Annotated in this window: 22 protein-coding genes, 1 tRNA gene and 1 pseudogene; 9 read left to right on the top strand and 15 right to left on the bottom strand. The window is 62.7% G+C overall.

Features of this window, described 5'->3' with window-relative positions; translation table 11 throughout:
- The first annotated feature begins 4 nt into the window (after window positions 1–4).
- Entirely contained in the window at window positions 5–712 is a 708-nt protein-coding gene (locus ACVWVY_RS25120) for a DJ-1/PfpI family protein (protein ID WP_456628882.1), read from the top strand.
- A 52-nt stretch (window positions 713–764) separates the two neighbouring features.
- The gene (locus ACVWVY_RS25115) at window positions 765–2,018 is read left to right on the top strand and encodes an ABC transporter substrate-binding protein (protein ID WP_456628881.1); all 1,254 of its coding nucleotides are present in this window, start codon (window positions 765–767) and stop codon (window positions 2,016–2,018) included.
- Window positions 2,019–2,063: 45 nt separating this feature from the next.
- On the opposite strand, the gene ACVWVY_RS25110 is transcribed toward ACVWVY_RS25115, so the two are convergent.
- From ACVWVY_RS25110 to dapA, 4 genes are all read right to left on the bottom strand, one after another.
- Window positions 2,064–2,639 carry a peroxiredoxin gene (locus tag ACVWVY_RS25110; protein ID WP_456628880.1) on the bottom strand — a complete coding sequence of 192 codons (576 nt, stop codon included), beginning with the start codon at window positions 2,637–2,639 and terminating at the stop codon, window positions 2,064–2,066.
- 102 nt (window positions 2,640–2,741) lie between these two features.
- Entirely contained in the window at window positions 2,742–3,215 is a 474-nt protein-coding gene (gene smpB / locus ACVWVY_RS25105) for an SsrA-binding protein SmpB (protein WP_456628879.1), read from the bottom strand.
- Window position 3,216: 1 nt separating this feature from the next.
- Window positions 3,217–3,633 carry a large conductance mechanosensitive channel protein MscL gene (gene mscL / locus ACVWVY_RS25100; protein WP_456628878.1) on the bottom strand — a complete coding sequence of 139 codons (417 nt, stop codon included), beginning with the start codon at window positions 3,631–3,633 and terminating at the stop codon, window positions 3,217–3,219.
- Between the two features lie 43 nt (window positions 3,634–3,676).
- Entirely contained in the window at window positions 3,677–4,567 is an 891-nt protein-coding gene (gene dapA, locus ACVWVY_RS25095) for a 4-hydroxy-tetrahydrodipicolinate synthase (protein ID WP_456628877.1), read from the bottom strand.
- A 287-nt stretch (window positions 4,568–4,854) separates the two neighbouring features.
- On the opposite strand from dapA, the gene ACVWVY_RS25090 reads away from it, so the two are divergent.
- The gene (locus tag ACVWVY_RS25090) at window positions 4,855–7,074 is read left to right on the top strand and encodes a lytic transglycosylase domain-containing protein (RefSeq protein WP_456628876.1); all 2,220 of its coding nucleotides are present in this window, start codon (window positions 4,855–4,857) and stop codon (window positions 7,072–7,074) included.
- A gap of 234 nt (window positions 7,075–7,308) precedes the next feature.
- Here the strand turns inward: ACVWVY_RS25090 and ACVWVY_RS25085 are convergent, their stop codons facing one another.
- On the bottom strand, window positions 7,309–8,907 hold the full coding sequence (locus tag ACVWVY_RS25085; protein ID WP_456628875.1) for a porin: 1,599 nt from the start codon (window positions 8,905–8,907) through the stop codon (window positions 7,309–7,311).
- Between the two features lie 960 nt (window positions 8,908–9,867).
- Between ACVWVY_RS25085 and ACVWVY_RS25080 the strand changes: the two genes are divergently transcribed.
- A tRNA-Ser gene (locus ACVWVY_RS25080) sits at window positions 9,868–9,961 on the top strand.
- A 206-nt stretch (window positions 9,962–10,167) separates the two neighbouring features.
- Window positions 10,168–10,877 (top strand): annotated as a pseudogene (locus ACVWVY_RS25075) (hypothetical protein).
- Window positions 10,878–10,883: 6 nt separating this feature from the next.
- On the opposite strand, the gene ACVWVY_RS25070 reads toward ACVWVY_RS25075, so the two are convergent.
- From ACVWVY_RS25070 to gatB, 3 genes are all read right to left on the bottom strand, one after another.
- Window positions 10,884–11,684: a tetratricopeptide repeat protein gene (locus ACVWVY_RS25070; RefSeq protein WP_456628874.1), complete on the bottom strand. Its 801-nt coding sequence runs from the start codon at window positions 11,682–11,684 to the stop codon at window positions 10,884–10,886.
- Between the two features lie 188 nt (window positions 11,685–11,872).
- Window positions 11,873–12,139, bottom strand: a complete 267-nt coding sequence (locus ACVWVY_RS25065) for a hypothetical protein (protein WP_247786046.1) — start codon at window positions 12,137–12,139, stop codon at window positions 11,873–11,875.
- A gap of 1,549 nt (window positions 12,140–13,688) precedes the next feature.
- A complete protein-coding gene (gene gatB / locus ACVWVY_RS25060) occupies window positions 13,689–15,173 on the bottom strand; it encodes an Asp-tRNA(Asn)/Glu-tRNA(Gln) amidotransferase subunit GatB (RefSeq protein WP_456628873.1) in 1,485 nt (494 codons plus the stop codon).
- Between the two features lie 233 nt (window positions 15,174–15,406).
- Here gatB and ACVWVY_RS25055 point away from each other — a divergent pair, with 233 nt between their 5' ends.
- On the top strand, window positions 15,407–16,078 hold the full coding sequence (locus ACVWVY_RS25055; RefSeq protein ID WP_456628872.1) for a CC0125/CC1285 family lipoprotein: 672 nt from the start codon (window positions 15,407–15,409) through the stop codon (window positions 16,076–16,078).
- 21 nt (window positions 16,079–16,099) lie between these two features.
- Here the strand turns inward: ACVWVY_RS25055 and ACVWVY_RS25050 are convergent, their stop codons facing one another.
- Genes ACVWVY_RS25050 through gatC form a run of 4 tightly spaced genes read right to left on the bottom strand, consistent with a single transcriptional unit; the run spans window position 16,100 to window position 18,396 of the window.
- The gene (locus ACVWVY_RS25050; RefSeq protein WP_456628871.1) at window positions 16,100–16,396 is read right to left on the bottom strand and encodes a hypothetical protein; all 297 of its coding nucleotides are present in this window, start codon (window positions 16,394–16,396) and stop codon (window positions 16,100–16,102) included.
- 1 nt (window position 16,397) lies between these two features.
- Entirely contained in the window at window positions 16,398–17,870 is a 1,473-nt protein-coding gene (gene gatA / locus ACVWVY_RS25045; protein ID WP_456628870.1) for an Asp-tRNA(Asn)/Glu-tRNA(Gln) amidotransferase subunit GatA, read from the bottom strand.
- Entirely contained in the window at window positions 17,867–18,079 is a 213-nt protein-coding gene (locus ACVWVY_RS25040) for a hypothetical protein (protein WP_456628869.1), read from the bottom strand. The genes gatA and ACVWVY_RS25040 overlap by 4 nt, the downstream gene beginning before the upstream one ends.
- Before the next feature lie 29 nt (window positions 18,080–18,108).
- On the bottom strand, window positions 18,109–18,396 hold the full coding sequence (gene gatC, locus ACVWVY_RS25035) for an Asp-tRNA(Asn)/Glu-tRNA(Gln) amidotransferase subunit GatC (protein ID WP_456628868.1): 288 nt from the start codon (window positions 18,394–18,396) through the stop codon (window positions 18,109–18,111).
- Between the two features lie 402 nt (window positions 18,397–18,798).
- Between gatC and ACVWVY_RS25030 the strand changes: the two genes are divergently transcribed.
- From ACVWVY_RS25030 to ACVWVY_RS25020, 3 genes are all read left to right on the top strand, one after another.
- Window positions 18,799–18,963 carry a hypothetical protein gene (locus tag ACVWVY_RS25030; RefSeq protein ID WP_456628867.1) on the top strand — a complete coding sequence of 55 codons (165 nt, stop codon included), beginning with the start codon at window positions 18,799–18,801 and terminating at the stop codon, window positions 18,961–18,963.
- A gap of 230 nt (window positions 18,964–19,193) precedes the next feature.
- Entirely contained in the window at window positions 19,194–19,985 is a 792-nt protein-coding gene (locus ACVWVY_RS25025; RefSeq protein WP_456628866.1) for an alpha/beta fold hydrolase, read from the top strand.
- 40 nt (window positions 19,986–20,025) lie between these two features.
- Window positions 20,026–20,904 carry an MBL fold metallo-hydrolase gene (locus tag ACVWVY_RS25020; RefSeq protein ID WP_456628865.1) on the top strand — a complete coding sequence of 293 codons (879 nt, stop codon included), beginning with the start codon at window positions 20,026–20,028 and terminating at the stop codon, window positions 20,902–20,904.
- Window positions 20,905–20,938: 34 nt separating this feature from the next.
- Here ACVWVY_RS25020 and ACVWVY_RS25015 read toward each other — a convergent pair whose 3' ends face one another.
- From ACVWVY_RS25015 to ACVWVY_RS25005, 3 genes are all read right to left on the bottom strand, one after another.
- A complete protein-coding gene (locus tag ACVWVY_RS25015; protein WP_456628864.1) occupies window positions 20,939–21,460 on the bottom strand; it encodes a peptidoglycan-binding domain-containing protein in 522 nt (173 codons plus the stop codon).
- A 326-nt stretch (window positions 21,461–21,786) separates the two neighbouring features.
- Window positions 21,787–22,863 carry an NAD(P)H-dependent flavin oxidoreductase gene (locus ACVWVY_RS25010; protein WP_456628863.1) on the bottom strand — a complete coding sequence of 359 codons (1,077 nt, stop codon included), beginning with the start codon at window positions 22,861–22,863 and terminating at the stop codon, window positions 21,787–21,789.
- A 37-nt stretch (window positions 22,864–22,900) separates the two neighbouring features.
- Window positions 22,901–23,875 (bottom strand): NAD(P)H-dependent flavin oxidoreductase, encoded by a 975-nt coding sequence (locus ACVWVY_RS25005; RefSeq protein WP_456628862.1) that lies wholly within the window; start codon window positions 23,873–23,875, stop codon window positions 22,901–22,903.
- Window positions 23,876–23,881 lie beyond the last annotated feature (6 nt).

The following is a 23,881-nucleotide window of genomic DNA, read 5'->3' as shown; positions in this document are numbered from 1 at the left end:
CACGATGTCCGGCAAGCCGATCGAGATCGGAATTCTGTTCTTTCCCGGGATGACCCAACTGGATGTCACCGGACCTTTCGAAGTCTTTGCCCGCCTTCCGAACGTTCGCGTGCATTTGCTTTGGAAACGCATCGAACCTGTCATCAGCGACGTCGGCCTGCCGCTGCTGCCGACCACCATTTTCGCCGACTGCCCGGATCTGGACGTGTTCTGCATCGGTGGCGGCCCGGGGCTGGTCGACTTCCTGGGCGATGACGAGGTGATTACGTTCGTTCGCGACAAGGGCGGATCGGCTCGCTACGTCACCTCGGTTTGTGCGGGCTGCCTAATCCTCGGCGCCGCCGGCCTGCTCGACGGATACAAGTCGGCCTGCCATTGGCTGATGAGTGAGCAGCTTGCCGCCTTTGGCGCCATCGCGGTCAACGAACGCGTCGTGATCGACCGTAACCGCATTTCCGGCGGTGGTGTTACCGCCGGAATTGATTTTGGCTTTCAGGTCGCATCCGAGCTGTGCGGCGAAGACGTCGCGAAGAAACTCCAGCTCATGCTGGAATACCAACCGCAGCCGCCGTTCGATATCACGGTGCAGAATGCGCCGCCCGAACTGCTTTCCCAAATGCGCCTTGAGGCCGAACCCTGGCTTCGCAAGCGCGCCGCGGCGGTGCAGAAGGCTGCGCTAAAGCTCAAATCGAATGCGATGACGGTTGCTTAACCCGTTGGTTAGAGGGCCGGAAACGTAGCGCCACACCTGGAAAGGTACCCGCATGATTTGGAATGGCCGCGCGAACCCGAGAAGAGCGACACTCAAGGTTGCTGCTCTTTTGATCTTTGGGGTACCAATCGGATCCTTCCCGGCGGCCCACGCTGGCGAACTCTCCGGTGGCGTCGTCCGGATCGGCATCATCAATGACCAGACCGGGCCATTGTCCGATTTGAGCGGACCAGGGTCGATCGCTGCCGCCAGGATGGCGGCGGAGGATTTTCAGAAATCGGTGCCGTCGATCAAGGTCGAGATCGTCGCCGCGGACCATCAGAACAAACCGGATATCGGCGTAGGAATTGTCCGGAAATGGTTCGACGTCGATGGCGTCGACATGGTCGCCGACGTGTCCAACTCGGCCGTTGGCCTCGCCATCCAGTCACTGGCGCGCGACAAGAACAAGATTGCCGTCTATTCGGCCGTCGCGACCACCGAACTTAACGGCAAGCAATGTTCCCGAAACGGCCTGGCCTGGCTCCACGATTCCTACAATCTGGTGTCGGGACCGATCCGTACGCTGGTCTCGCAAGGCTACGATACGTGGTTCTTCATTGCGGCCGATTACGCGTTCGGGAAGAATATGGTGCTGGAGTCGCAGCGCGTGCTCGCGGCGACAGGAGGCAAGTCGCTCGGCGCCGTGTATCACCCGATCGGCACTGCGGATTATAGTTCGTTCATTCTGCAGGCCCAGGCGTCCGGCGCCAAGGCCATCGCCTTCGCCAATGCTGGCGAGCAGCTGGTGACCTTAATGAAACAATGGAACGAGTTCGGCATGAATACGGGCAGCCAAAAGCCTGTCGCCGAGCTGATGTTCATCACCGATGTTCATGCGATGGGCCCGAAAATTGCCAAGGGCCTGACGACCCTTACGGCGTGGTATTGGGCGTTGAACGACGAGACCAGGGCCTTTGCGCAGCGCTTCTACAAGCTTCGCGGCGCAATGCCCACGGCACCGCAAGCGGCGGTTTATTCGGGTGTCGGTCACTATCTGAAAGCCGTTGCCGAGGTTGATACGGATGCAACGGATCCGGTGCTGGAAAAAATGCGTTCGATGCCCGTTGACGACTTCTACGCAAGGGGCGCGAAGATCCGCGAGGACGGAAAGCTGGTGCACGACTTCTACCTTGTCCAGGTGAAGGATCCATCCGACGTCAAGGCCCCCTGGGAATACTATAATGTCCTCGAAAGAGTTCCGAGCGGCGACATTTACTCCGCGTTGGCTGATAGTGAATGCCCGTTGATCAAACGAGCCCGTTGACAGACCTGGCGTAGGGCCGCCCCACCCTACAAGACCAAGACACGCTTACGCCGGATTTTCTCCCAGCCACGCCAGCACGTCGGCGGCGTTCCGGTCGGGCGGAAACACCGGATAGAAGACGTGCTTGATACGACCGTTGTCGACGATCAGCGCCAGCCGCTTGATCAGCGTCAGCCCGGCCACTTCCATGGTCGGCAGCTTCAGGGCGTGGGTCAGCAAAAGCTTCTCGTCCGACAGGACCGGAAACGGCAGATGCAACCGTGACGCCATCTCGGTCTGGTAGACGTTGTCCTGCGTGGAGAGGCCGAACACGTGGGTCGCGCCGGCGGCCTTCAGCTCCGCAAACAGGTCGCGGAACGAGCAGGTTTGCGGCGTGCAGCCGCGCGCGCCGGGAATCATATCCCAATCGTCGACGAGACTGATCTTGCCGGGCTCCCCCGTGCGCGGATAGGCGAATACGACCGTGCGGCCGGCAAGCGCCGACAACGTCACCGAGTTGTCGTCGGTGGCATGCAGCGTAACCGGCGGGATCATCATGCCGGCCAGATGCGCCGCGGCGCCGTCGTCCGTCGGCGCCGGGATTTTGCTCCAGTCGACTTCGAGCAGGTTTTTCTGGTTCATGGACACCATTCTCCATCAGCCGTCATTGCGAGCGAAGCGAAGCAATCCACACTTCCCTGCAGCACAATGGATTGCCTCGCTCGCAATGACGGATAGACCTTTCTATCCCCGTGCCCGCATCAGGCGGCCTTTCTCCCGGCCCCAATCGCGCTTCTTTTCGGTCTCGCGCTTGTCGTGCAGCTTCTTGCCCTTGGCGACCGCCAGCAAGAGCTTGGCGCGGCCGCGTTCGTTGAAATAGAGTTTCAGCGGAATCAGCGTCATGCCTTCGCGATCGACCGCGCCCATCAGCTTGTTGATCTGCTTTCGGTGCAGCAGCAGCTTGCGTGGCCGTTTCGGCTCGTGGTTGAAGCGGTTGGCCTGCAGATACTCCGGAATATTAGCGTTGATCAGCCAGATCTCGCCGTCCTTGGTATCGGCATAGGATTCCGCAATCGTGGTCTTGCCGTTGCGGATCGACTTCACTTCCGTGCCGGTCAGCGCAATGCCGGTTTCGATGGTGTCCTCGATCGCGTAGTTGAACCGCGCCTTGCGGTTTTCGGCGACGACCTTGATCGGACGCTCGTTCTTCTCGGCCACGTTAGCCCTTCTTGAGGAGATCGCGGATCTCGGTCAGCAGCGCCACCTCGGCCGACGGCTTCGGCGGCTCGGCAGGTTTCGCTTCATCCTTCCGCTTCAACGTGTTCATGGCGCGAATGACCATGAACAGCACGAAAGCGATGATCATGAAGTTCAGCGTCAACGTCAGGAAATTGCCCCAAGCCAGTACCGCGCCCTGCTTTTTGGCGTCGGCCAGATTGGTCGCCGTCACCGACTTCGACAAGCCCGTGTAATAATTGGAGAAGTCCAGACCGCCGGTAATCGCGCCGATGATCGGCATGATCACATCGCCGACCAGCGAGGTCACGATGGCGCCGAAGGCCGCACCGATGATGACGCCGACGGCGAGGTCGACGACGTTACCCTTCATCGCGAATTCGCGGAATTCCTTCAGCATGTCGAGTCCCCCCTTTCGTGGTTCACACGAAACCCTTGCCGGCTTAGTTGATCAGGCCCGCATGCACCATGGCATCGCGGATCACCTTGCCGGTTGGCGGGGTCACGTTCATCAAAGGCAGGCGTACTTCTTCTTCGAGCCGCCCCAGCAGTTTGAGGCCATGCTTGGCTCCCGCGAGGCCGGGCTCCTTGAAGACGGCATCATGCAGCGGCGTCAGGCGGTCCTGGATCTTCAGTCCGGTAGTGTAATCGCCCTGCATAACGGCTGACATCAGGTCGGCACACAGCTTCGGCGCCACGTTGGCGACCACCGAAATGCAACCATGTCCTCCCGCCGCCATATAGGCCAGTGCAGTCATGTCCTCGCCGGACAGCTGGATAAAATCCGGCCCCATCGCATGGCGTTGCTGCGACACCCGGGCAAGATTGGCGGTGGCGTCCTTGACGCCGGCGATGTTCTTCAACTCGAACAACCGGGTCATGGTCTCGACCGACATATCGACGACGGAGCGCGGCGGGATATTGTAAATGATGATCGGGATCCCGATCGCGTCATTCACCGCCTTGAAATGCTGATACATCCCTTCCTGGGTCGGCTTGTTGTAGTACGGCGTCACCACCAGCACGGCATCGGCACCGGCCTTTTCGGCGTGAACAGCAAGGTCGACGGCTTCGCGCGTTGAGTTCGAGCCCGCGCCGGCGATGACAGGCACGCGTCCTTTCGCCTCATCGATGCACATCTCTACCACCCGATGATGCTCGGCATGGCTCAACGTCGGGCTTTCGCCGGTGGTACCCACGGGAACGAGACCGTGTGACCCCTGCTCGATCTGCCAGCTCACGAGCCCCCGGAAGGCCGCCTCGTCGAGCGAGCCGTTCTTGAATGGCGTGACCAAGGCGGTGAGCGATCCCCGGAACTTTGTCTTGGCTGCCATGGACTTTCCTCCAACGCTTAAGAAACGGCACGACCGAAACTGGATTTCAATTCATATCGGGTCTGGTGACCGGGCGAAAGGCCGTGCCGTATGGCGCTAGCGCTTTGTTTCGACGCTCTTTCTCAGGCTGGCCGAGCCGCCCTCCTCAACAAGGCGGCAGCCGCGATTTTGCCGCGGTGATGGCGCAAACAGGTTTGGCCGCGACGTTTTAGCATTTTGTCCACATATTCAATCAAATAGACCTAAGGCTGGACCGATTGAATGATTCGCCGCCGCAGAGGAATGCCGTGATCCCTTCCGCCCGCGCCGCCGCCTTGCGATCGACCGCACTGGCCACGAGCCTCGCGCTGGCCGTCGGACTGGCGGCGTTGCCGTTGGATGCCTGGGCCAAGCCAAAAGTTCCCCTGCCGAAGCCGCGGCCGATCGCCCGCAATGTCGTTCCAAAGTCCACGGCACAGACCAGCGCTCCCGCCGCACACACCCCCGCGGCGGCGGCCGCGCCCGCTCCTGCGCCGCCAGTTCTGGCACCCGCGACCCGCCAGCATGCCGCCTTGCCGCCCCCGCGCAAGCAGGTGGCGCCGGCAGCGGTTGCCGCGACTTCCTCGACGTCGCAGGCCGACAAGGACGCTCTGGAAAACGTCATCGAGCTGGTGCGCAAGCAGAAGCCTGCGGACGCCGCCCAGATGCAGGCTGCGATATCGGATCCGGTCGCCCGCAAGCTCGCGGAATGGCTGATCCTGCGCAGCGACAACAATGGCGCCTCCGTGGAGCGCTATCGTGCCTTTGTCTCGGCCAATCCGAGCTGGCCGTCGCAGACCTTCCTGCGCCGGCGCATCGAGGCAGCCCTGTGGGACGACCGCCGCGACGACGCCACGGTCTGGTCCTGGTTCGGAAACGAATCGCCGATTTCGGCCAAGGGCAAGTTCGCGCTGGCGAAGGCCATGCTCGCGCGCGGCGATCGCACCAATGCCGAACGGCTGATCCGCGAGGCCTGGCGCAATGACGGCATGTCGGAAGACACCGAAAGCATGGCGCTCGATATGTTCGGCGCATTGCTGACGGCGGGCGACCACAAGACGCGGATGGACACGCTGCTTTACGGCACCGAGCAGGAAGCCGGCGGCATGCGCGCCGCCAAGCGGCTCGGCTCGGGCCATGTCGCGTTGGCCAAAGCGCGCGTTGCGGCCAACAAGAAATCCTCCAACCTCAAGACGCTGCTCGACGCGGTGCCGCGGGAGCTGCACAACGACCCCGGCTACATGTTCGCCAGGATCCAGTGGCTCCGCCGCGACGAGAAGTTCAACGAGGCCGCACAGCTCATGCTGGCGGCGCCGAAAGATCCGAACCGCCTGCACAATCTCAACGAATGGTGGATCGAGCGGCGCCTCCTGTCGCGCAAGATGCTGGACGTCGGCGAACACCGCACCGCCTATCTGATTGCGCGGGACGCCGCACTTCCGTCCCGCGACATCTACAAGACCGAGCAGGAATTCACCGCGGGCTGGATTGCGCTGCGGTTCCTGAAAGATCCGGCGGTCGCCGCCCAGCACTTCGCGCGCATCGGCGTCGGCAGTGCGAACCCGACCGCACTAGCGCGCGCCGGCTATTGGCAGGGCCGCGCGGCGGAAGCCGCGGGCCGCACGCAGGAAGCCCGCGCGGCTTACGGCCGGGCGGCCGAGCAATCGACCAGCTATTACGGCCAATTGGCGCGCGCCAAGCTCGGCATGCCGCAGCTTGAGCTGAACAGTGTCCCCCGCGGGCGCGGATCGGAGCGGCTGGAGATCGTCCGCGCCGTGCAATTGCTTTATGAGCTCGACGAGCGCGAGATTGCGATCCCGATTTTCGCCGACATGGGCGAGAATGGCGATCCGGATGCCTTGGTCGGCCTCGGCGAACTCACCTCGCGCCATAGCGACGCCCGCGGCATGCTGCTGCTCGGCAAGGCCGCGCTCAACCGCGGCCTGCCGTTCGATCACTACGCCTATCCGGTCAACGGCATTCCGTCGTTCAAGCAGATCGGCCCCGAGGTCGAGCCGAGCGTCGTCTATTCGATCGCGCGGCAGGAAAGCGCCTTCAACCCGGCCGTGGTCTCACCGGCCCAGGCCTACGGGCTGATGCAGGTGACGCCGGACGCCGGACGCTATGTCTGTAAACGGGCCGGCGTCAGCTTCGACCTCAACCGGATGAAGACCGACTCGGTCTACAACGCCACGCTTGGCGCCGCCGAGCTCGGCGGCCTGCTCGAGGACTACCGCGGCTCCTACATCCTGACCTTCGCCGGCTACAATGCCGGCCGCGGCAGCGTCAAGAAATGGATCGAGCGTTACGGCGATCCGCGCGATCCCAAGGTCGACGCGGTCGATTGGGTCGAGCAGATCCCCTTCTCCGAGACGCGGAACTACGTGCAGCGGATCATGGAGAACCTGCAGGTCTATCGCGCGCGGTTCGGCGGCGGGACCAAGCTCCAGATCGAAGCCGACCTGCATCGCGGCGCCAGCGTCCAATAGCAGCAGCATAGATTACACGGCGGCCCTGCCGAGCGCTTCGCGCCGCGCGATGTCATCCCACACGCCTCGACGCTTCCCCCGGCTCCGCCTTCCCTGCCGACACCCCCGCCTGAGTGGGCAAGCTGCGATACCGATTGGCTGCAGGGCCGCAACGAGCGCTTCAGCGCGCGACAAAGAAAAACCCCCGGCAGTTGCCTGCCGGGGGTTCTCCTTGGAGTTTCAAGTCGTTCGGGATCAGAAGTTACGCCGAGCCTGGAGGTTCAGGTAAACGGTGCTCTGGTCCTTGAACTCGTAGACGGCGGATGGCTTCGGAGCCGACACTGTCGTCAGGGTGGCAGCGCCCGTGAACTTCTGGTCAAGGAAGAACGCGCCGACTTCAGCAGCGAACGTCAGGTTCTTGACGGGAGTCCAGCGGGTGACAACACCAACCTGGGCAACGTTGAAGTCCGGGTTGCAGCTATAGTCTGCAGTCACGGCCTTGCCGAAGTTGAAGCTCGCGCACCACTGACCCTTGGCGGTCAGGATGTCGGCTGAATTGCCACCATACCGCACCTGGCCGTAGCTGCCGAACAGGCTGGACGACCAGTAGGGATCCCAGTTGTGGTTGAACGCACCACGGATACCCCATGAATCCACCAGCTTGAGATCGCCGGTTCCGAAGCCAAGGAACCCGGGCAGGTAAACCGCATCAGCCGTCTGACCGAAGCCGATGCTCTGGTAAGCGCCCGGACGGCCCGTGCCGCCGAACATCGCGAAGCTCGGCGAGGCACCGCTCGTGGAGATCACCTGCTTGGTGACGCCCTTGGCGTAGGAGACGTCGATCTTGAAGTCGTCGCCTGGACCGGTCGGGAGGTTCTTGATCTGCAACGCAGCCATCACCGCGCCGCCCCACTTGTCTTCGGGGTGACCGGAGATTTCCGACAGAGCAGTCGGAACGCCGCCGGCGCCGAGGATGTTGTAGGAAGCGTTCACGAGATGCGCCATACCTGAAATCTGGAACAGACCCCAAGCCTGGTCGACGCGGATGTTACCGACGATGTCGGGAGCATGGGTGCCGCCGAGGGCGTTCACACCAGCGGCCGTCGGCTGGAGCGCACCAGCGGCCGTTGTAAACCCTGCCGTTGTGGCGAGCGCGCCCAAGTTCAGCACAGCGGTACGGCTGTACGTGCTCGGATCATCGAGGCCGATGGTGGCCGACACGCCGTTGCCGAACTGCGCGGTGTACTGGATGTTGTTGACGCCCGTGACGTAGTCAGCGCCGCCCATCAAGAACGAGCTGTTGTTGCCCGGATAACCGAACCAGGGCGTCGCGTAGGCCGAAGCCGACTTACCGAAGGTGAACCCAGCGAACTGGATGAACAGCAGGTCGACGCTGACGTAGCCGCCGCCCGGTCCGAACAGACCGGTCGAGCTCGAGGCCGGGAAGGTCGCGAGAGTGGTCGGGTTGTTGGTGCCGTTGTTCTGGAAGTTGAAGTTCGCCAGACCGAAGGTACGGACGACGCCGTATTCCGTAGCCGTGCGGGTATCAACGTTCAGCTGCATACGGGAACGGGTGGCGAAGTAATCGCGGTAGCGATTGCCCTGGCCGAGATCGCTGCTCCAGGCGGGCTGACCGTAGTTGCCACCGTTGAAGGTGATGTCAGCGCGCAGGTAACCAGCCAGCTTGATGCAGGTGTCGGTGCCCGGGATATAGTAGAAACCCGCGCCATACAGGGAGCAGATCCTCACGTACTCGACCGCTTTGGCCTTGACGGGAAGATCGGCGGCCTGAGCTCCACTCATAGCGACGAGACCCGCCGCTGAGCCGAGAATAAGGCTCTTAACCATCTTCATGTTAAACCTCCAAGTTGCTCTGTAGGGAAGGTTCCGGATCCGCCGGGTGATGACACCCTAAGGTTGGTTCCCTTAATCCCCTGAAACCCGCTTAGTCGCTTCGCGCCTTCGGACACTCCCGCATGAACGCGAGGGACTTAAGCGAACCACCTAACGGGACGACCTCGGGATGCCCCCCTCCGTCGCCCGATCACAATTACCGAGGACTTCTGCACACGCAATAAAGGAACCGCTTCGAGCAGCCCCGCTCCGCCCCTTTTCCGTAGGGTGTTGCACAAATAACACTTCTTTGTGAACGAACTTTCCCTGCAAGATATTGTTTCTATTCGGTATTTTCGAATAGCTCGTTTCGCGCCGAGAAAGTCGGTGCGGGCACCGCAACAAGCGGCCCGTGCCCGCCAGCGCGCCTCTCTCGCATCGAATCGAAGGTGAGGTCGCCGAATCCGCAGCGGGTCATTACGCACCCATTATAGAGTCTGCGGACCATGCTCGTCGGTGACGGGTGCAGGCCCCCACGGGCGTCTCACCCTTCAACGGCCCCCAACCAGGGCAAAAAAACCGGCGAAAGAGGATGGAAGCCCGATATTTCGCAGGATCGGAAGGCATTATTGAGTGCGGAGAAACCGGCGTTGCGCGCGCCGATCTGGAACCGTGACTCGCATGGAATCGAATCGGCACGTCGGGTGCCATCGAATCAATTTCCCGCGATTTCGACGCGGCGCCTGGGCAAACACGTGGCGAAAACTCCTGCCCCGGTCAGGCCTCGCGGCGCGTATGCCGTGCCGATTGCTGGGTGTCATCGAGACTGCAGAGCCCGGGAACATGCGCCCGAACGCGCGATACGGGATGTCGGCCGCCCGCAAGGAATGCCCGCGAAGCGACGGTGCCCCTAAATGGCCTCGGCGTAATCTGAATCTGCCGCTTGCGGCTGGCCCTCGCGTCAGGCATATCCGCGCTGATGGAGCTGTGGCCGAGTGGCTGAAGGCGGCGGTTTGCTAAACCGTTATAGGGTTGTAAAGCCCTATCGAGGGTTCGAATCCCTCCGGCTCCGCCATCCCGGCTTCTTATTGCGCTTCGGCGCGGCCAGCCGATCGGTCCACTGTTGGGCCCACAATCAAAGCTTCAAACAAATCTACCGCCAAATCCGCAACCCTGCTCTGAGCCGGCACGATTCCAAACGTATCGCCCGCGTCCTACAGTTCAGCGCTGCAAGCTTCGAACATCCAGACCATCTCCAAGCCTTGGAGCAAAAACAAAAATATGACTTCGCAAGAAGAGCGTTCGCTGACGTTCCGCTGCCCGATCGAACTGGACGGGCTGCTGCCACCGCCGGTGCCGGCAGCGCTCGGTGTGCCCGACTGGTTCAAGGCGATGCCGTCACAAGCATTCAATCCGGTCCATTCCCGGGTCGGCGACACGCTCAAGCGTTGTCCGCCCTTTGTCGACGCCATGACCTCCGGCTTTTTGATTCCGCTGATCTGCGACCTGAGGGTCGAAAACGGCGAATTCACCTGGGACAATGATCTGCCGCCGGGCGGAGAGGTCGGTTTCGTACGCTCGCCGGTCGGCTTCCACGACGCCAGTCAGGTCAGCGGCACGCCGCTGTTCGACGCCGATCGCTTCCTGATCAAATTTCACAACCTCTGGACGATCGAGGCGCCGGAAGGCTATTCGGTGCATTCACGCATCCGGCCAACCGCTTCGATTTGCCGTTCACCACGCTGACCGGTCTGGTCGATTGCGACCTCTACCATGACAACTGGATACATTTTCCGGCGCATTGGCACGACGCGAATTTCAGCGGCGTGCTGCCGAAGGGCACACCGGTCGCTCAGTGCATGCCGGTCAAGCGCGAAAGCTGGGTGGCGCGCACTGCGACCTTCACCAAAGAAGAGGCGCAGCGGGCGCACGATCTCACGACGGCGATCTACCGCGAGACCGGCATCTATCGCCGGCAGTTTCGGGCATAACGGCAGTCAGCTTCTTTCAACGCCCAGGAACTTCGCGGCGGCGCTCGGCCGCAGGAAGAAACGACCGTGCGAAGCGGCGGCAAGCGAGGTGATCGCCTGCCCGACCAACTGCGGCGCGCCATGCGTTATCGCACGCAAGCTCGCTTCTCCCGCCTCGCGCTCACCCATCTCAAGCTGGCATATGCCGAGATTGTTTCGCGTCACGGCATCGTCGGGCCGCATCCCAAGCGCACGCCGATAGAGATCGGCGGCGGCGGCATATTCACCGTCCAGCGCCATCACCTTGGCCAACCCGACCAGAACGTCGTACCGCTCCGGCGCTGCCGCGAGCAGTTGCGAAAAAATAGCGCGCGCCTCGGCGCGGTTGTTGCGTTTGATATGGAAATACCCAAGCTGCGTTCGCAGATCGACCGCATCGGGGGTGAGCGCAAGCCCACTTTCCAGCACGGCGACGGCCTCGTCGACGCGTCCAATCTTGCCAAGCTGGCTGGCATATTCGAGAAATGCCGGCGGAAACGGCGGTCGCCGCGCAATGGTCCGGCGCAACCGGTCAAGCGCCTCGTCGCCCCGCCCGATGGCGGCCAATGCGACGGCCAGCAGGGTCTCGATCTCCGGATCGTCACTGCGACGCGCCGCTCTCTCCAACGGGACAATCGCCTCGTTGGCGCGGTTCTGCATCAGTAGCGAGCGTCCGAGAATTTGCGCGGCAAGGGCATTGCCCCGGTCCGATTTCAATACGCCGAAGGCAAGCCGCTCGGCCTCATCGGGACGCTGCATCCGCAACGCAAGCGCCGCGCTTTCGAGCACCTGAGCGCTCGAACCAGGTCGTTGGATATTCGAAGGATGTAGGGGGCGCTTCGGCATCGGTCCAAGAATAAGCCATAAACCGGATTGCGCCAGCTGGCCGGTTCGGATTTCTCAAGCGTTTCCGCTCCAGCCGCCACAGCGCCTAACCAGGACAAGCCGACAGGCCGAATGGCCGGAAGGCGTTGTCCTTAGTGCGCCGTCATCCAGGCGCGCGCTTCGCGCTGCGCGGTGGCGATTTCGGCATCCGACATCATTGCGGCGACCTCGCGGCGCATGGAGATGGCATCCGCACGGCCCTTCAGCGCGGCGAGATTGAACCATTTGTGGGCCGCGACGAGATTGACCACGCCGGAACGGCCGCTCGCCCAGTAAAGGCCGCGCTCGAACAGCACGTCCGGGATCGCCGTCGCCTCCACCGCAATGGCCGTGTCCAGATCAAAGTGCCCCTGAAACATCTGTAGCTCCCCTTTTTATCGTTGCCGCCCTCCCCCGAGCGCGGCCCCTGTCCACTGTTAAGCCCTGTTATCCCCAACGCCGTTTTCCGGTCTGTTGTTGGGACGATCATGACCGATCAAATTTGAAGGGCAGTTTAAGGTTCGCGATGAACGGGGTGTAAACGCGCGCATCGTGCCCTCGAGCACGAAATCGCAGAAGTGCCTGCGGCACAGGGAGAAGTTTCCAATCGTGAAGTTCGGTTTACCCTGCGGTTTCGCAGAACGATAACCATCGCAGCAACGTCGATACCATCTTCCCTCGTCACCGGGCCGGCGCAACACGCTGTGCAGTGTCGGTTCCAGCAGATGATCTGAAATCGCGCAGCCTCTGCGACCGTTCGGAAGTTCGCGGCGTGCCGGAACCCGAATTCGCGAGCGATGACGCGCCTGGGGGGCAACGGGCGGAAGCAAACCAGCCGACGCCTGCGAGCGATCAATTTGAAGCGGGGGAGATTTCAGCGCCGCACGCCTGATGCGTGGTCTATCGGAGCGCTCCGGGGAACGAGGACGTTCCGATAAAGCGGGCGTTCCGGGGACGAGTACGCCCCGAGGGAACGAGGGCGTCGGCGAACACGTCAGGACCAGATTTCATACCGGGCTTTGGGCCCGGTGAAACTGCGGGTAGTTAAGGATACCCGCACCGAACGAAGAAAAACTTGTTTCTTCTGCCGGACCGGCTTTGAAAGAGCGGGCTTCTTTTGAAAGCACGCTCTTTGCGAAATACGATCCAGCCGTTTGACCTGATGTCTCGCCGACACCCTCTTTCGTCGACCAGAGCCTTCAGATGTTTATCCGGGGCTCGTGTGACGTGCCGGCATCAAGCCGCCGGCAATCCTTGGAGAAGCGAAGTTACTTCTTCTTCTTGGCGACCTTGCGGGTCTTCTTCGCAGTCTTCTTCACCGCGCTCTTCGCCTTCTTTGCCTTCTTAGCTTTCTTGGCCATGTTGCCCTCCTAATGTTAAGTGAGATGGCTTTAGTCTGCTGCGTGCACTCGGGAATCGAGATGCACTACATCCCGAATACACCAACGCACTCAAAAAAACAGCTTCCCGCTTAAAGAAGTGTTGACGGAGCAATGTGAGCGCGCGCAGTGCGACGATATCGGCGACATCGCAACATGCTCGCGCGTCGATGCAAAAAATGCCGAAGCGAGGCATGCTCTCACTGCCAAGCATCGCAGGAATCGCCTGTACAGTTGCGCATTTTTGAATTTGCGAAGATGATGATCGATCAACGATCATACTCGCATCGACTCATCAACTGCGTCAAAATGACGTGCGCGCGGACTCTGAGTCGCACGGTTTGGCAACAAAAAAATTTTCGTAGTCACAGCGCTCAGGTCTCGCCGACGCGCGCCAAAACGAACTTTCCGGACGAATCGCGACCGCCGATTCGGATACGTGCTTGCAGTCGCGACTGTTAACTTTTGGATCGCGATGGACGATCGAAGTGCACTCGCGCATCGATCGCGACGTCGCCGATGTTACGAGCGTGTCCCGTTACGGGACGATTCAGATGCCGAGCTTCGCCTTCAAGAGGTCGTTGACCGCCTGCGGATTGGCTTTGCCGCCCGACTGCTTCATCACCTGGCCGACGAACCAGCCGGCGAGTTGCGGCTTGGCTTTCGCCTGCGCGACCTTGTCCGGATTGGCCGCGATGATGTCGTCGACGACCTTCTCGATCGCGCCGAGATCGGTGACCTGCTTCATGCCGCGCGCTTCGACCAGTGCGCGCGGGTCACCGCCTTCGGTCCAGACGATCTCGAACAGGTCTTTTGCAATTTTCCCGGAGATGGTGCCCTCGCCGATCAGGTCAACGATCGCCGCCAGCTGCGCCGCCGACACCGGCGATGCCGTAATATCGTGGCCTTCCTTGTTGAGACGCCCGAACAGCTCGTTGATAACCCAATTGGCGGCGAGCTTGCCGTCGCGCGCCTTGTCGGCAAGGCCTGCGAGCACGGTTTCGTAGAACACCGCGCTCTCGCGCTCGGCTACCAGCACGCCGGCATCGTAGGGCGACAGACCGAGGCTCTCGATGAAGCGCGCTTTCTTCTGGTCCGGCAATTCCGGCAGGTCGGCCTTCAGCCCGGCAACATAGGCTTCGGTGAACTCGAGCGGCAGCAGGTCCGGATCCGGGAAATAGCGATAGTCATGCGCTTCTTCCTTGGAGCGCATCGAACGCGTCTCGCCCTTGTTCGGGTCGAACAGCCGCGTCTCCTGGTCGATCGTGCCGCCATCCTCGACGATCTCGATCTGGCGCCGCGCCTCGTACTCGATCGCCTGGCCGATGAAGGTGATCGAGTTCATGTTCTTGATCTCGCAGCGGGTGCCGAGCGGGCCGCCCGGCTTGCGCACGGAAACGTTCACATCGGCGCGCAGTGAACCCTTCTCCATGTCGCCGTCGCAGGTGCCGAGATAGCGCAGGATCGAACGCAGTTTGGTCACATAGGCCTTGGCCTGCTCGGCATCGCGGATATCGGGCTTTGACACGATCTCCATCAGCGCCACGCCGCAGCGGTTGAGGTCGACATAGGACATGGTCGGCGACTGGTCGTGCAGCAACTTGCCGGCGTCCTGTTCCAGATGCAGCCGCTCGATGCCGATCGTCGCGGTCTTGCCGCCGTCCAGTTCGACAACGACCTCGCCCTCGCCGACGATCGGCGACTTGTACTGGCTGATCTGGTAGCCCTGCGGCGAATCCGCATAAAAATAGTTCTTGCGGTCGAACACCGAGCGCAGATTGATCTGCGCGTTGAGGCCGAGCCCGGTTCTTACAGCCTGTCTGACGCACTCCTCGTTGATGACAGGCAGCATGCCCGGCATCGCGGCGTCGACCAGCGAGACGTGGCTGTTCGGCTCGCCGCCGAATTCGGTCGAGGCGCCCGAGAACAGTTTTGAGTTCGAGGTGACCTGGGCGTGCACTTCCAACCCGATCACGACTTCCCAGTCGCCGGTCTGGCCCTTGATCAGTTTTCCCGGTTTGACTGTGGCGTTCATCGATGCAGGCTTCCAACAGGTTGAAATGTGGGACGGCTTGGGCTTCGCGCAACGGATGACATCAGTCAAGCCGCCGAAATCGGCATCCGGATGGCCGAGACCAGCACAGAACGCCCGGTGCAGGCGGCCCCCGCCCACGCCCCTGCACAATATCTCCTGAAGGCTTCATTCGCCGTAGCATTGACGCGCAGTAGAATTGTACCGTAGAAATTGCATAAGGGTTGGGGAATGAAATGTTTCGTGTGTTGTTGGTAGCGGCCGTCGCCGTCAGTCTCGCGTCGTGTGCAACTCCTTACGCCCAGCAAGGGTTCACCGGCGGCTTCGACGTCCAGGAATTGAGGCCGGACGTCTTTCGCGTGAGTTTTCAGGGCAACGGCTACACCACGCGAGAGACCGTTCAGGTCTATTGGCTTTATCGCTGCGCCCAACTGGCCATCGAAAAGGGTTTTAACGGATTTGAGATCCTGTCGGACATGCAATTCTCCATGCGGCGTCCGCCGGCGGACGATCGCGACAGCTCAAGCCTGGGTAGCTCAAGGCTGAGCAGCTCGGTAGCTTCGCTGCGCACCAGCATTCCTGTGTCACCGGACGAAGTCTCCCAAGCCGCCGCATGGCGGCCCGAGAGCGACCTCGCCAGCCGCTCGGTTGAACCGATCAGGATGGCGCGTGGCGGCGGAGCCCCGATCTTCATCTATACCGGAGGCGGGGCCGCAGTCCCGAAACCGGCGATCGAGGGCGATGTGCACTTCCTCTCGACGCCAGTCGCGTCGGCACCGCCAAAAGTGTTCAATGCCAAGGAGCTGCTTAGCCAGCTGGAGCCACTCGTCAAGGCCGAGAAGTGCGGCGTCGGCAATGTGTGTCCGCACGTGCATGAATATTTGCTGCCGAAAGGAAAGCTGCGCTAACGACTGCCCGCGACCGGCCGTTCACCTTGCCGAACCAGCACCAAGCAGCGCGGACACGATCCGCTCCCATTCGGCTTCCAGAGAATCCTTCGCCACCGGCTGGCCGGCCTGACGGTACCAGTAACCGGCATTGCCGAGATCGCCTTCGACGCGGTGCAGATAGGCGTGCACCCACGCGGCGTTCGCATCGCTCTCATCCTGCACGATCTTGTGCGCCTGATCCCAGTCGCCCTTGGCGGCCCACCACAACGCAGCCAGCGACGGCTCCAGGCCCGTCGCCGGGGCCGCGTCCGTCAGGCTGGCGCGGAAATCCGCCATGTCACCACCACTTTGGCGGCGTGAACCGTCCGGCCGCCTGTTCGACCACTTCGCCGAGCGAGAACAGCGTCTCCTCGTCGAATGGACGACCGATCAGTTGCAGGCCGAGCGGCAAGCCTTGCGCGTCCTTGCCGGCCGGCACGGCGATGCCCGGCAGTCCCGCCATGTTCACCGTCACCGTGAAAATGTCGTTGAGATACATCTCGACAGGATCGGCGCCCTTTTCGCCGACGCCGAACGCCGCCGACGGCGTTGCCGGGGTCAGGATCGCGCTGATGCCTTTTGCAAAACAGTCCTCGAAATCCTTCTTGATCAGGGTGCGGACTTTTTGCGCGCGCAGATAATACGCGTCGTAATAGCCGGCCGAGAGCACATAGGTGCCGATCATGACGCGGCGGCGCACCTCGTCGCCAAAGCCTTCAGCGCGCGTGTTCTCGTACAACTCCCCAATGCTGCGCCCCGGCACGCGCAGGCCGTAGCGCACGCCGTCATAGCGCGCGAGGTTGGACGAGGCTTCCGCCGGCGCCACGATGTAATAGGCGGGCAGCGCGTATTTGGTGTGCGGCAGCGACACCTCGATCAATTCGGCGCCGGCCGCCTTCAGCCATGCCGCGCCTTCGCTCCACAGCTTTTCGATTTCCGCCGGCATGCCGTCGAGACGATACTCCTTGGGAATGCCGATCTTCATGCCCTTGACGGATTTTCCGATCGCGGCCTCATAGTCCGGCACGGCGCGGTCGACCGAGGTGGTGTCCTTCGGATCGTGCCCCGCCATCGAGCGCATCAGGATCGCGGCATCGCGCGTTGTGCGTGCGATCGGACCCGCCTGGTCGAGCGAGGACGCGAACGCCACGATGCCCCAGCGCGAACAGCGCCCATAGGTCGGCTTGACGCCGACGGTCGCGGTGAACGCGGCGGGCTGGCGGATCGAACCACCGGTGTCGGTCGCGGTCGCGCCCATGCAGAGCAGCGCCGCCACGGCGGAAGCCGATCCGCCGGATGAACCGCCCGGCACCAGCGTGGTGTTGGAACCTTCGCGTCGCCACGGATTGACCACCGGGCCGAAGCACGACGTCTCGTTCGACGAGCCCATCGCGAATTCGTCGTTGTTGAGCTTGCCCAGCATCACGGCGCCGTCGCGCCAGAGCTGCGAGGTCACGGTGGATTCGTAAGGCGGCACGAAATTGCCGAGGATTTTCGAGCACGCCGTGGTGCGCACGTCCTTGGTCGCGAACAGGTCCTTGATCCCCAGCGGAATGCCGGCCAGCGGACCGCCCTCGCCCTTGGCGATCTTCGCGTCGATCGCACGCGCCATGGCGCGGGCCTGATCCGGCGTTTCCAGGATGAAGGCATTGAGCGAACGCGCCGCTTCGATGGCGGCGAGATGCGCATCCGTCAGTTCAAGCGAGGTGAAAGACTTGTTCGCGAGGCCGGCTTTGGCCTCGGCGATCGTCATCGATGTCAGGTCGGTCATTTATTGATCGGGCTGCAGAAGAACGGAGAAAGCGTCTTGTCGCTGGCGGGGTCGTTCGGCTTGGGCCGCGTCCGCTCGTTGGCCTCGAGCTGATCGAGCACGGCGTCCATCGCCTTGTCGGGATCGGCGGCCTTGCCCTGCCGCTCCATCGCGTCGAGGTAATTCATGTAGGCCTGATAGGCCTTTTCATCGTCGCACAGCAGACACATCGGACTTCCGATCTCATAACGAATAGAAGCTATTCAACAACCTTCGGCACCAGGAAGAAATGGTTTTGCGTTTCCGGCGCGTTCCTGACCACGTCGTCAGCGATCTCGCCGTCATTGACCACATCGGGACGCTTTTTCATTTCCATCGGGGTCACCGAGGTCATCGGTTCGACGCCGTCGACGTTCACTTCCGAAAGCTGCTCCACGAAATCAAGCATGGCGTTCAGCTCGCCCTGCAGATGGGGAACTTCGGCCTCGGTGACCGCAATTCGCGCCAGTTGCGCGATGCGGCGGACGGTAGCGGCATCAACGGACATGAATATAGGCCTCGAAAGGAGAATTCGCATCCGCCGTATAGCAGAGGCCGCTTTTGCACCGCAACCGCGGGAACAGGCGAGCCGGCCCCGGGGACACCGAATCCCGCCTTTTGGAGGTCAGAAGCCGACCCGACCCCGACGCACGAGATTTTGAGCGCCAAGCGCCCCTTTCCCCCTCGCAAAGGCGCCCCGACGAAACCATTTTCCTACCTCACGTAGTCGTCCTGAAACAGTCGAGGGATGTAGTCGCGGCCAGGACATCGGGAGGCCGTGTCATGTCGACCATCGAGAACGACAGAGCCCATCACGAAGGCTGGGACCCCGCCCTCTGGTCAATCGGGACCGTACTCGGCATCGCGATCGTTTATCTCGCCTGCTTAAGCTGACAAACGGGAGAGAGCCATGTCGCAGGCTAAAATCCTCCAGGAAAAGGCGGAAGTGTTCGAACGTCGCGCGGAAACTGCGACCGATCCCATCTCCAGGCAGCACTACAAGGAGATGGCCGCGCACTACCGGTCGCTGGCGGTGGAGCATCTGGAGGTCCAGCGCGACGAACCCGCACACTAGTCGGAAGGCCCCCGCGTTCCGCGGTGCAAACGATCAGCGCAGCCCAAGTTGCAGGCCACAGGCCATACCCCGACGTCGCAACAGGCGCCAAACCAACACGACCACCTGCTTCCGGACCTCGATAGTTTGAGATTAATATCGTCTCGGGTATCGTGGCCCTCGGATTGCAAGGCTGACCGACCAGTCGCTCGCCGTGACAAACAACAAAAAAAGCACCCGGGGGGCGCAGGATGGATTTCATTGAAGCCAACGGCGTCGGGCTGCGCTGCGAACTGACCGGCGGCGGCAACCGCACGCTGGTGCTGGTTCACGAAATGGGCGGCTCGCTCGAAAGCTGGGACGATGTCGCGCCACAGTTCGCAAAATCGCGCCGCGTGCTGCGCTACGATACCGGCGGGGCCGGAATGTCGCAAAAGGTGCGCGACGAACTTACCCTCGATACGATGGCCGATGACATTGCAGCCCTGCTCGATCATTTTGGAATCGCCGGCAAGGTCGCGCTTGCAGGCGTCGCCGTCGGCGGTGCGATCGCCCTGCACTTCGCGGCCCGATATAAGGAGCGCACCAGCGCCGTTGCGGTCGGCAGCCCGGCCACGGGCATCGCGGCGGAGCGCCGCGCGGCAGCGCTGGAGCGCCTTGCGCGGATCGAAGCCGCCGGCATGGCGTTCGCGGTCGAGGATTCGATGTTGAACGGCTATGCCCCGGAGCTTCGCGGCGATATTGCCCGGTTTGAGCGCTTCCGGACGCGATGGCTCGGCAACGATCCCGCGAGCTATGCGACGATCTGGCGAATGCTGGCGGCAGCCGACATGCGGGACGAACTCGCCCGGCTGGCGTGCCCGGTCCTCGTGATCGGCGGCAGTCTCGACCGCGTACGCCCGCCGGCGCTGGCGGAGAGCGTGGCCAACGCCATTCCCGGCGCCCGCTACGTCGAAATCCGCACCGGGCACTATATGTCGGTGCAAACGCCCGACCTGCTTTCCAATTGCATCGACGAATTCCTGCGATCGGTCGACGCCTGACCGAATCTGACTATTCCGCAACAGCCCCGAGGTCTCCCATATGAATCCGCAACCGACCGCGCAGATTCCCGGCGTCTATCATCGCAAGATCGGCGATATCGTCGTCACCACCATCAGTGACGGCTATCTCGACGGCACCCTCGAGGTGATGCGCAACGTCGATGTCGAAAAGGCACGTCAAATCCTGACCGACGCGTTCCGGCCGGCGCGGCGAACCAGCGTCAACACCTTCCTGATCCATTCGAAGGGACGCATCGCGATCATCGACACCGGATCGGGCAACTATTTGCAGCCGACAGCCGGCTTCGTTCAGCGCAACCTCGCTTTGGCCGGTATCGATCCGAAGTCGATCGATACGGTCTTGCTGACCCACATGCATCCGGATCATTCCGCCGGCCTGACCGACATGTCGAACGGGCAGCTTCTGTTTCCGAACGCGGAACTTGTGATGCACGAGAACGAACTGGCGCACTGGTTCGACGACGGCGCGATGGCCAAGGTCGACGAGCGATCGGCGCAACTCTATTTTCTGGCTGGCCGTGAACAGGTCGCGCCCTACAAGAGCAGGACCCGATTGTTCAGGGAGGGTGAGGTGTTTCCCGGGGTGACCGCCGTGCCGAGCCTCGGGCATACGCCGGGCCACACCGCGTATCTGATCGCGTCAGGCAACGATCAGTTGATGATCTGGGGCGACACGGTGCACGTGCCCGAAGTGCAGACCGCGTTTCCCGAAGCCGGCATGGCCTTCGACACCGATCTCGCCGCCGCCGCGGCCGCGCGCAAACGCATGTTCGATCGCGTCTCCGCCGACGGCATTCTCATTGCCGGGATGCACCTGCATTTCCCGGCGTTCTCGCGGCTGGCCCGGCGCGGCGACGCCTACGCGCTTTATCCGGAGGCCTGGGTCCACGCGTTGTGAGGCGACGTCGAGTTGCTATCCTGGGCGGGAAGATTCACCTGCGGAATATTCCGCCCACCGCGCTCCCCACGCCCCTCCCGACGCCGCGCACCGCGCCCCCCACGCCACGTACTGCGCCGCCAATCGCGCCGATCGGACCATCCGGACCACGCGAATAGCGGGTACGGTTTCCAGCGCGACGACGGTCCTTACGGTCGGCTTTGGCAGCCTGCTTCGCGGCGTCCGCCAGCGCCTTGTGCTGGCTGGCGTCGAGGAAGCCGGTCGATGGGTAGCCGGACTCGTCCTGCCAGCGCGAGATGGCCGCGCGCGTCTGCTCATCGAACGTCCCATTGATCTTGGTGTCGAACCCGAGCCTGGTCAGCCGGCGTTGCACGTCACGGCGTTTTGCCTTGGTGAGGCGGATCTGTTCCTCGGTCTGCTGGGTCGCTTCGTTGGTAGTGCTTGCCGTATCGGCGGGAGCCGACGTTTCGCGGGGCGTGTCGCTCAGACCGGCCGCGGCAAAGTGCGCGCTGTCGAGGATCGCCAGGATGGACAATGCCAGGATCAAGGCCCGCATGACCCCGCCTTTGCGCTCAAATCTGCTGATGCGGTCTACAAGACAAGGATACATCGCGCCGCCCCCGAGCTATCGACATCCGGAGGCCCCACTCCGCTTCGTCGCGGGGATAAGTGTTGTCCATGGCAGACGGTTCCCCAGCCCCGCGCCAAACCGGAAGTCGGCTCTCGGGATTTTCGCTAGCGAACTCCGGCGGCCGATCTGAACGACTGCTAATACTTGCTTTTGGCCCAATTTTGACTTCGAGCTAGGCATCCTATTGCGCGGCGATCCATCGCAGGGCCGACCTCATGTGCACACCCTGGACCGGCTTTTGCGCACACGCCCTAGCCGCCCAGCGCGCCGAGCCGCGCCAGCGCGGCACCGGCGAGCGCCCGCGTGAGTTCGGCCGCCGGCATCTCGCGGCCCATCCGCACCGCCTGCCCGGCCCAGAGATTGGTGAAATCGACCTTGCCGAGCTTTTCGGCCGCCGTCTTCAGCGGCCCGAGCGCGGTGGCGGCGTGCGGGAACGCGGGCGCATCCGGCGAGATCGGGCCGACCTCGCGCATGACGCGGTTGGCGACACCGCGCGCGGGGCGTCCGGTCATGACGTTGGTGATGACGGTGGAATCGTCATGCGCCTGGGCCAGTGCGGTGCGCGCGGGCGCAATCACCTTCGATTCCGGGCATCGCAGATAGGCGCTGCCGATCTGCACGCCGGATGCGCCGAGCGCAAACGCCGCCGCGATGCCACGCCCGTCGGCAATACCGCCGGCCGCGATCACCGGCACCTTCACCGCATCGACCACCTGCGGCACCAGCGCAAACGTGCCAGGCTGCTGGGCGATATTGTCGGTCAGGAACATGCCGCGGTGGCCGCCCGCTTCGGCGCCCTGCGCGATGATGACATCGGCGCCGTTCTCCTCCAGCCAGATCGCCTCCTTCACGATGGTCGCCGACGACATCACGATGCAGCCTGCCGCCTTGACACGCCGGACCAGCGCAGGATCCGGCAGGCCGAAATGGAAGCTGACCACTTCAGGCTTCAGTTCCTCCACCAGAGCGCACATGGCTTCATCGAACGGCGCGCGGTTGGCGGCGCTGAAGGGCGCGGCGGGATCGAGCCCCAACTCCTTGTAATAGGATCCAAGCCTGGCCTTCCATCCAGTTTCGCGCGCGGGATCGGCATCGACCGCCGTGTGGCAGAAATAGTTCATGTTGACCGGCGCCGAGACACGCTGGCGGATGATGTTGACCTGCTCGCGCGCCTTCTCGGCCGAGAGCATCGCGCAAGGCAGCGAGCCGAGCGCCCCGCCCTGCGCCGCCGCGATGACGAGTTCGGCGTCCATGATGCCGGCCATCGGCGCCAGCACGATCGGAAATTCGGTCTTGAAGAGGTCGATGATCCGGCGGTCTGGCCACATGGTTTTGCTCGCTTGGGTGAATTGAAGGTGTGAAGGGTCAGGCGGCGAAGGAATTGCGCCGCCCGCTCAATATCTGGTCGGCCTCGGTGACGATCCTGTCGACGATCTCGGCTGCCGGCGGAATATCATGGATCAGGCCGGCGGACTCACCGGCAAAGACGGCGGCGACATCGAAATTGCCGGCCGCTTTCGCCGCGGCATAGTCTGCTGCGACCTGGTCCGCGCGCTGCATCAGCTCGATCTCGCGGCCCGTCCAGGTCCGCACATGGTCGTTAATCAGCGTGCGCGCGGTGAATGGCGCCGGCCACAACAGCTGTCGCGACCAGTCGAACACCACGCCGCGGACAGTCTCGCCGCTGCTGGCCGCGCGTATCAACTGCTTTGCTTTCTCGGCGCCGTCAGCCTCGATGCTGGCATAGAAGCGCGTGCCCATCAGCACGCCGGAAGCCCCCAGCATCAGCATCGCCGCCAACCCGCGCCCGTCGGCAAGGCCGCCGGCAGCGACAACCGGTACGCGTCCAGCGGCCAGATCGACGATCGCCGGCACGATATCGATCGTGGTCCGCGAGGCGCCGTGTCCGCCCGCTTCGGTTCCTTGTGCAATCAAAACGTCGGCGCCGGCATCGAGGGCTTGCCGCGCCATCTCCTCGCTCTGCACCTGGCAGATCAGCAACGCGCCCGCCGCCTTGATCTTCGGCGCGAACGGCGCGGGATCGCCGAACGACAGCATGATGGCGCGCGGTTTGGCGTCGAGCGCGATGTCGAGAAGTTCGGCTTTCTTCGCCAGACTCCAGGTGATGAAGCCGATGCCGAACGGTCCGGCGCAATCTTTCAGCTTCGCGGTCTCCGCTTCGAGCCGGGCGCGATCCCCATAGCCGCCGCCAAGAATGCCGAAGCCGCCGGCCTCGCTCACCGCCCGGGTCAGCCGGCTGCCCGAGATCGTGTCCATCGGCGCCAGCAGGACCGGATGTCGGATGCCCAGAAGTGCCGTCAAATCAGTCCTGATCGGCATGCGTTC

Source organism: Bradyrhizobium sp. URHC0002, assembly GCF_054059515.1.
The sequence above is the reverse complement of the archived record's forward strand: the minus strand, read 5'-3'. Positions and strand labels throughout refer to the sequence as shown.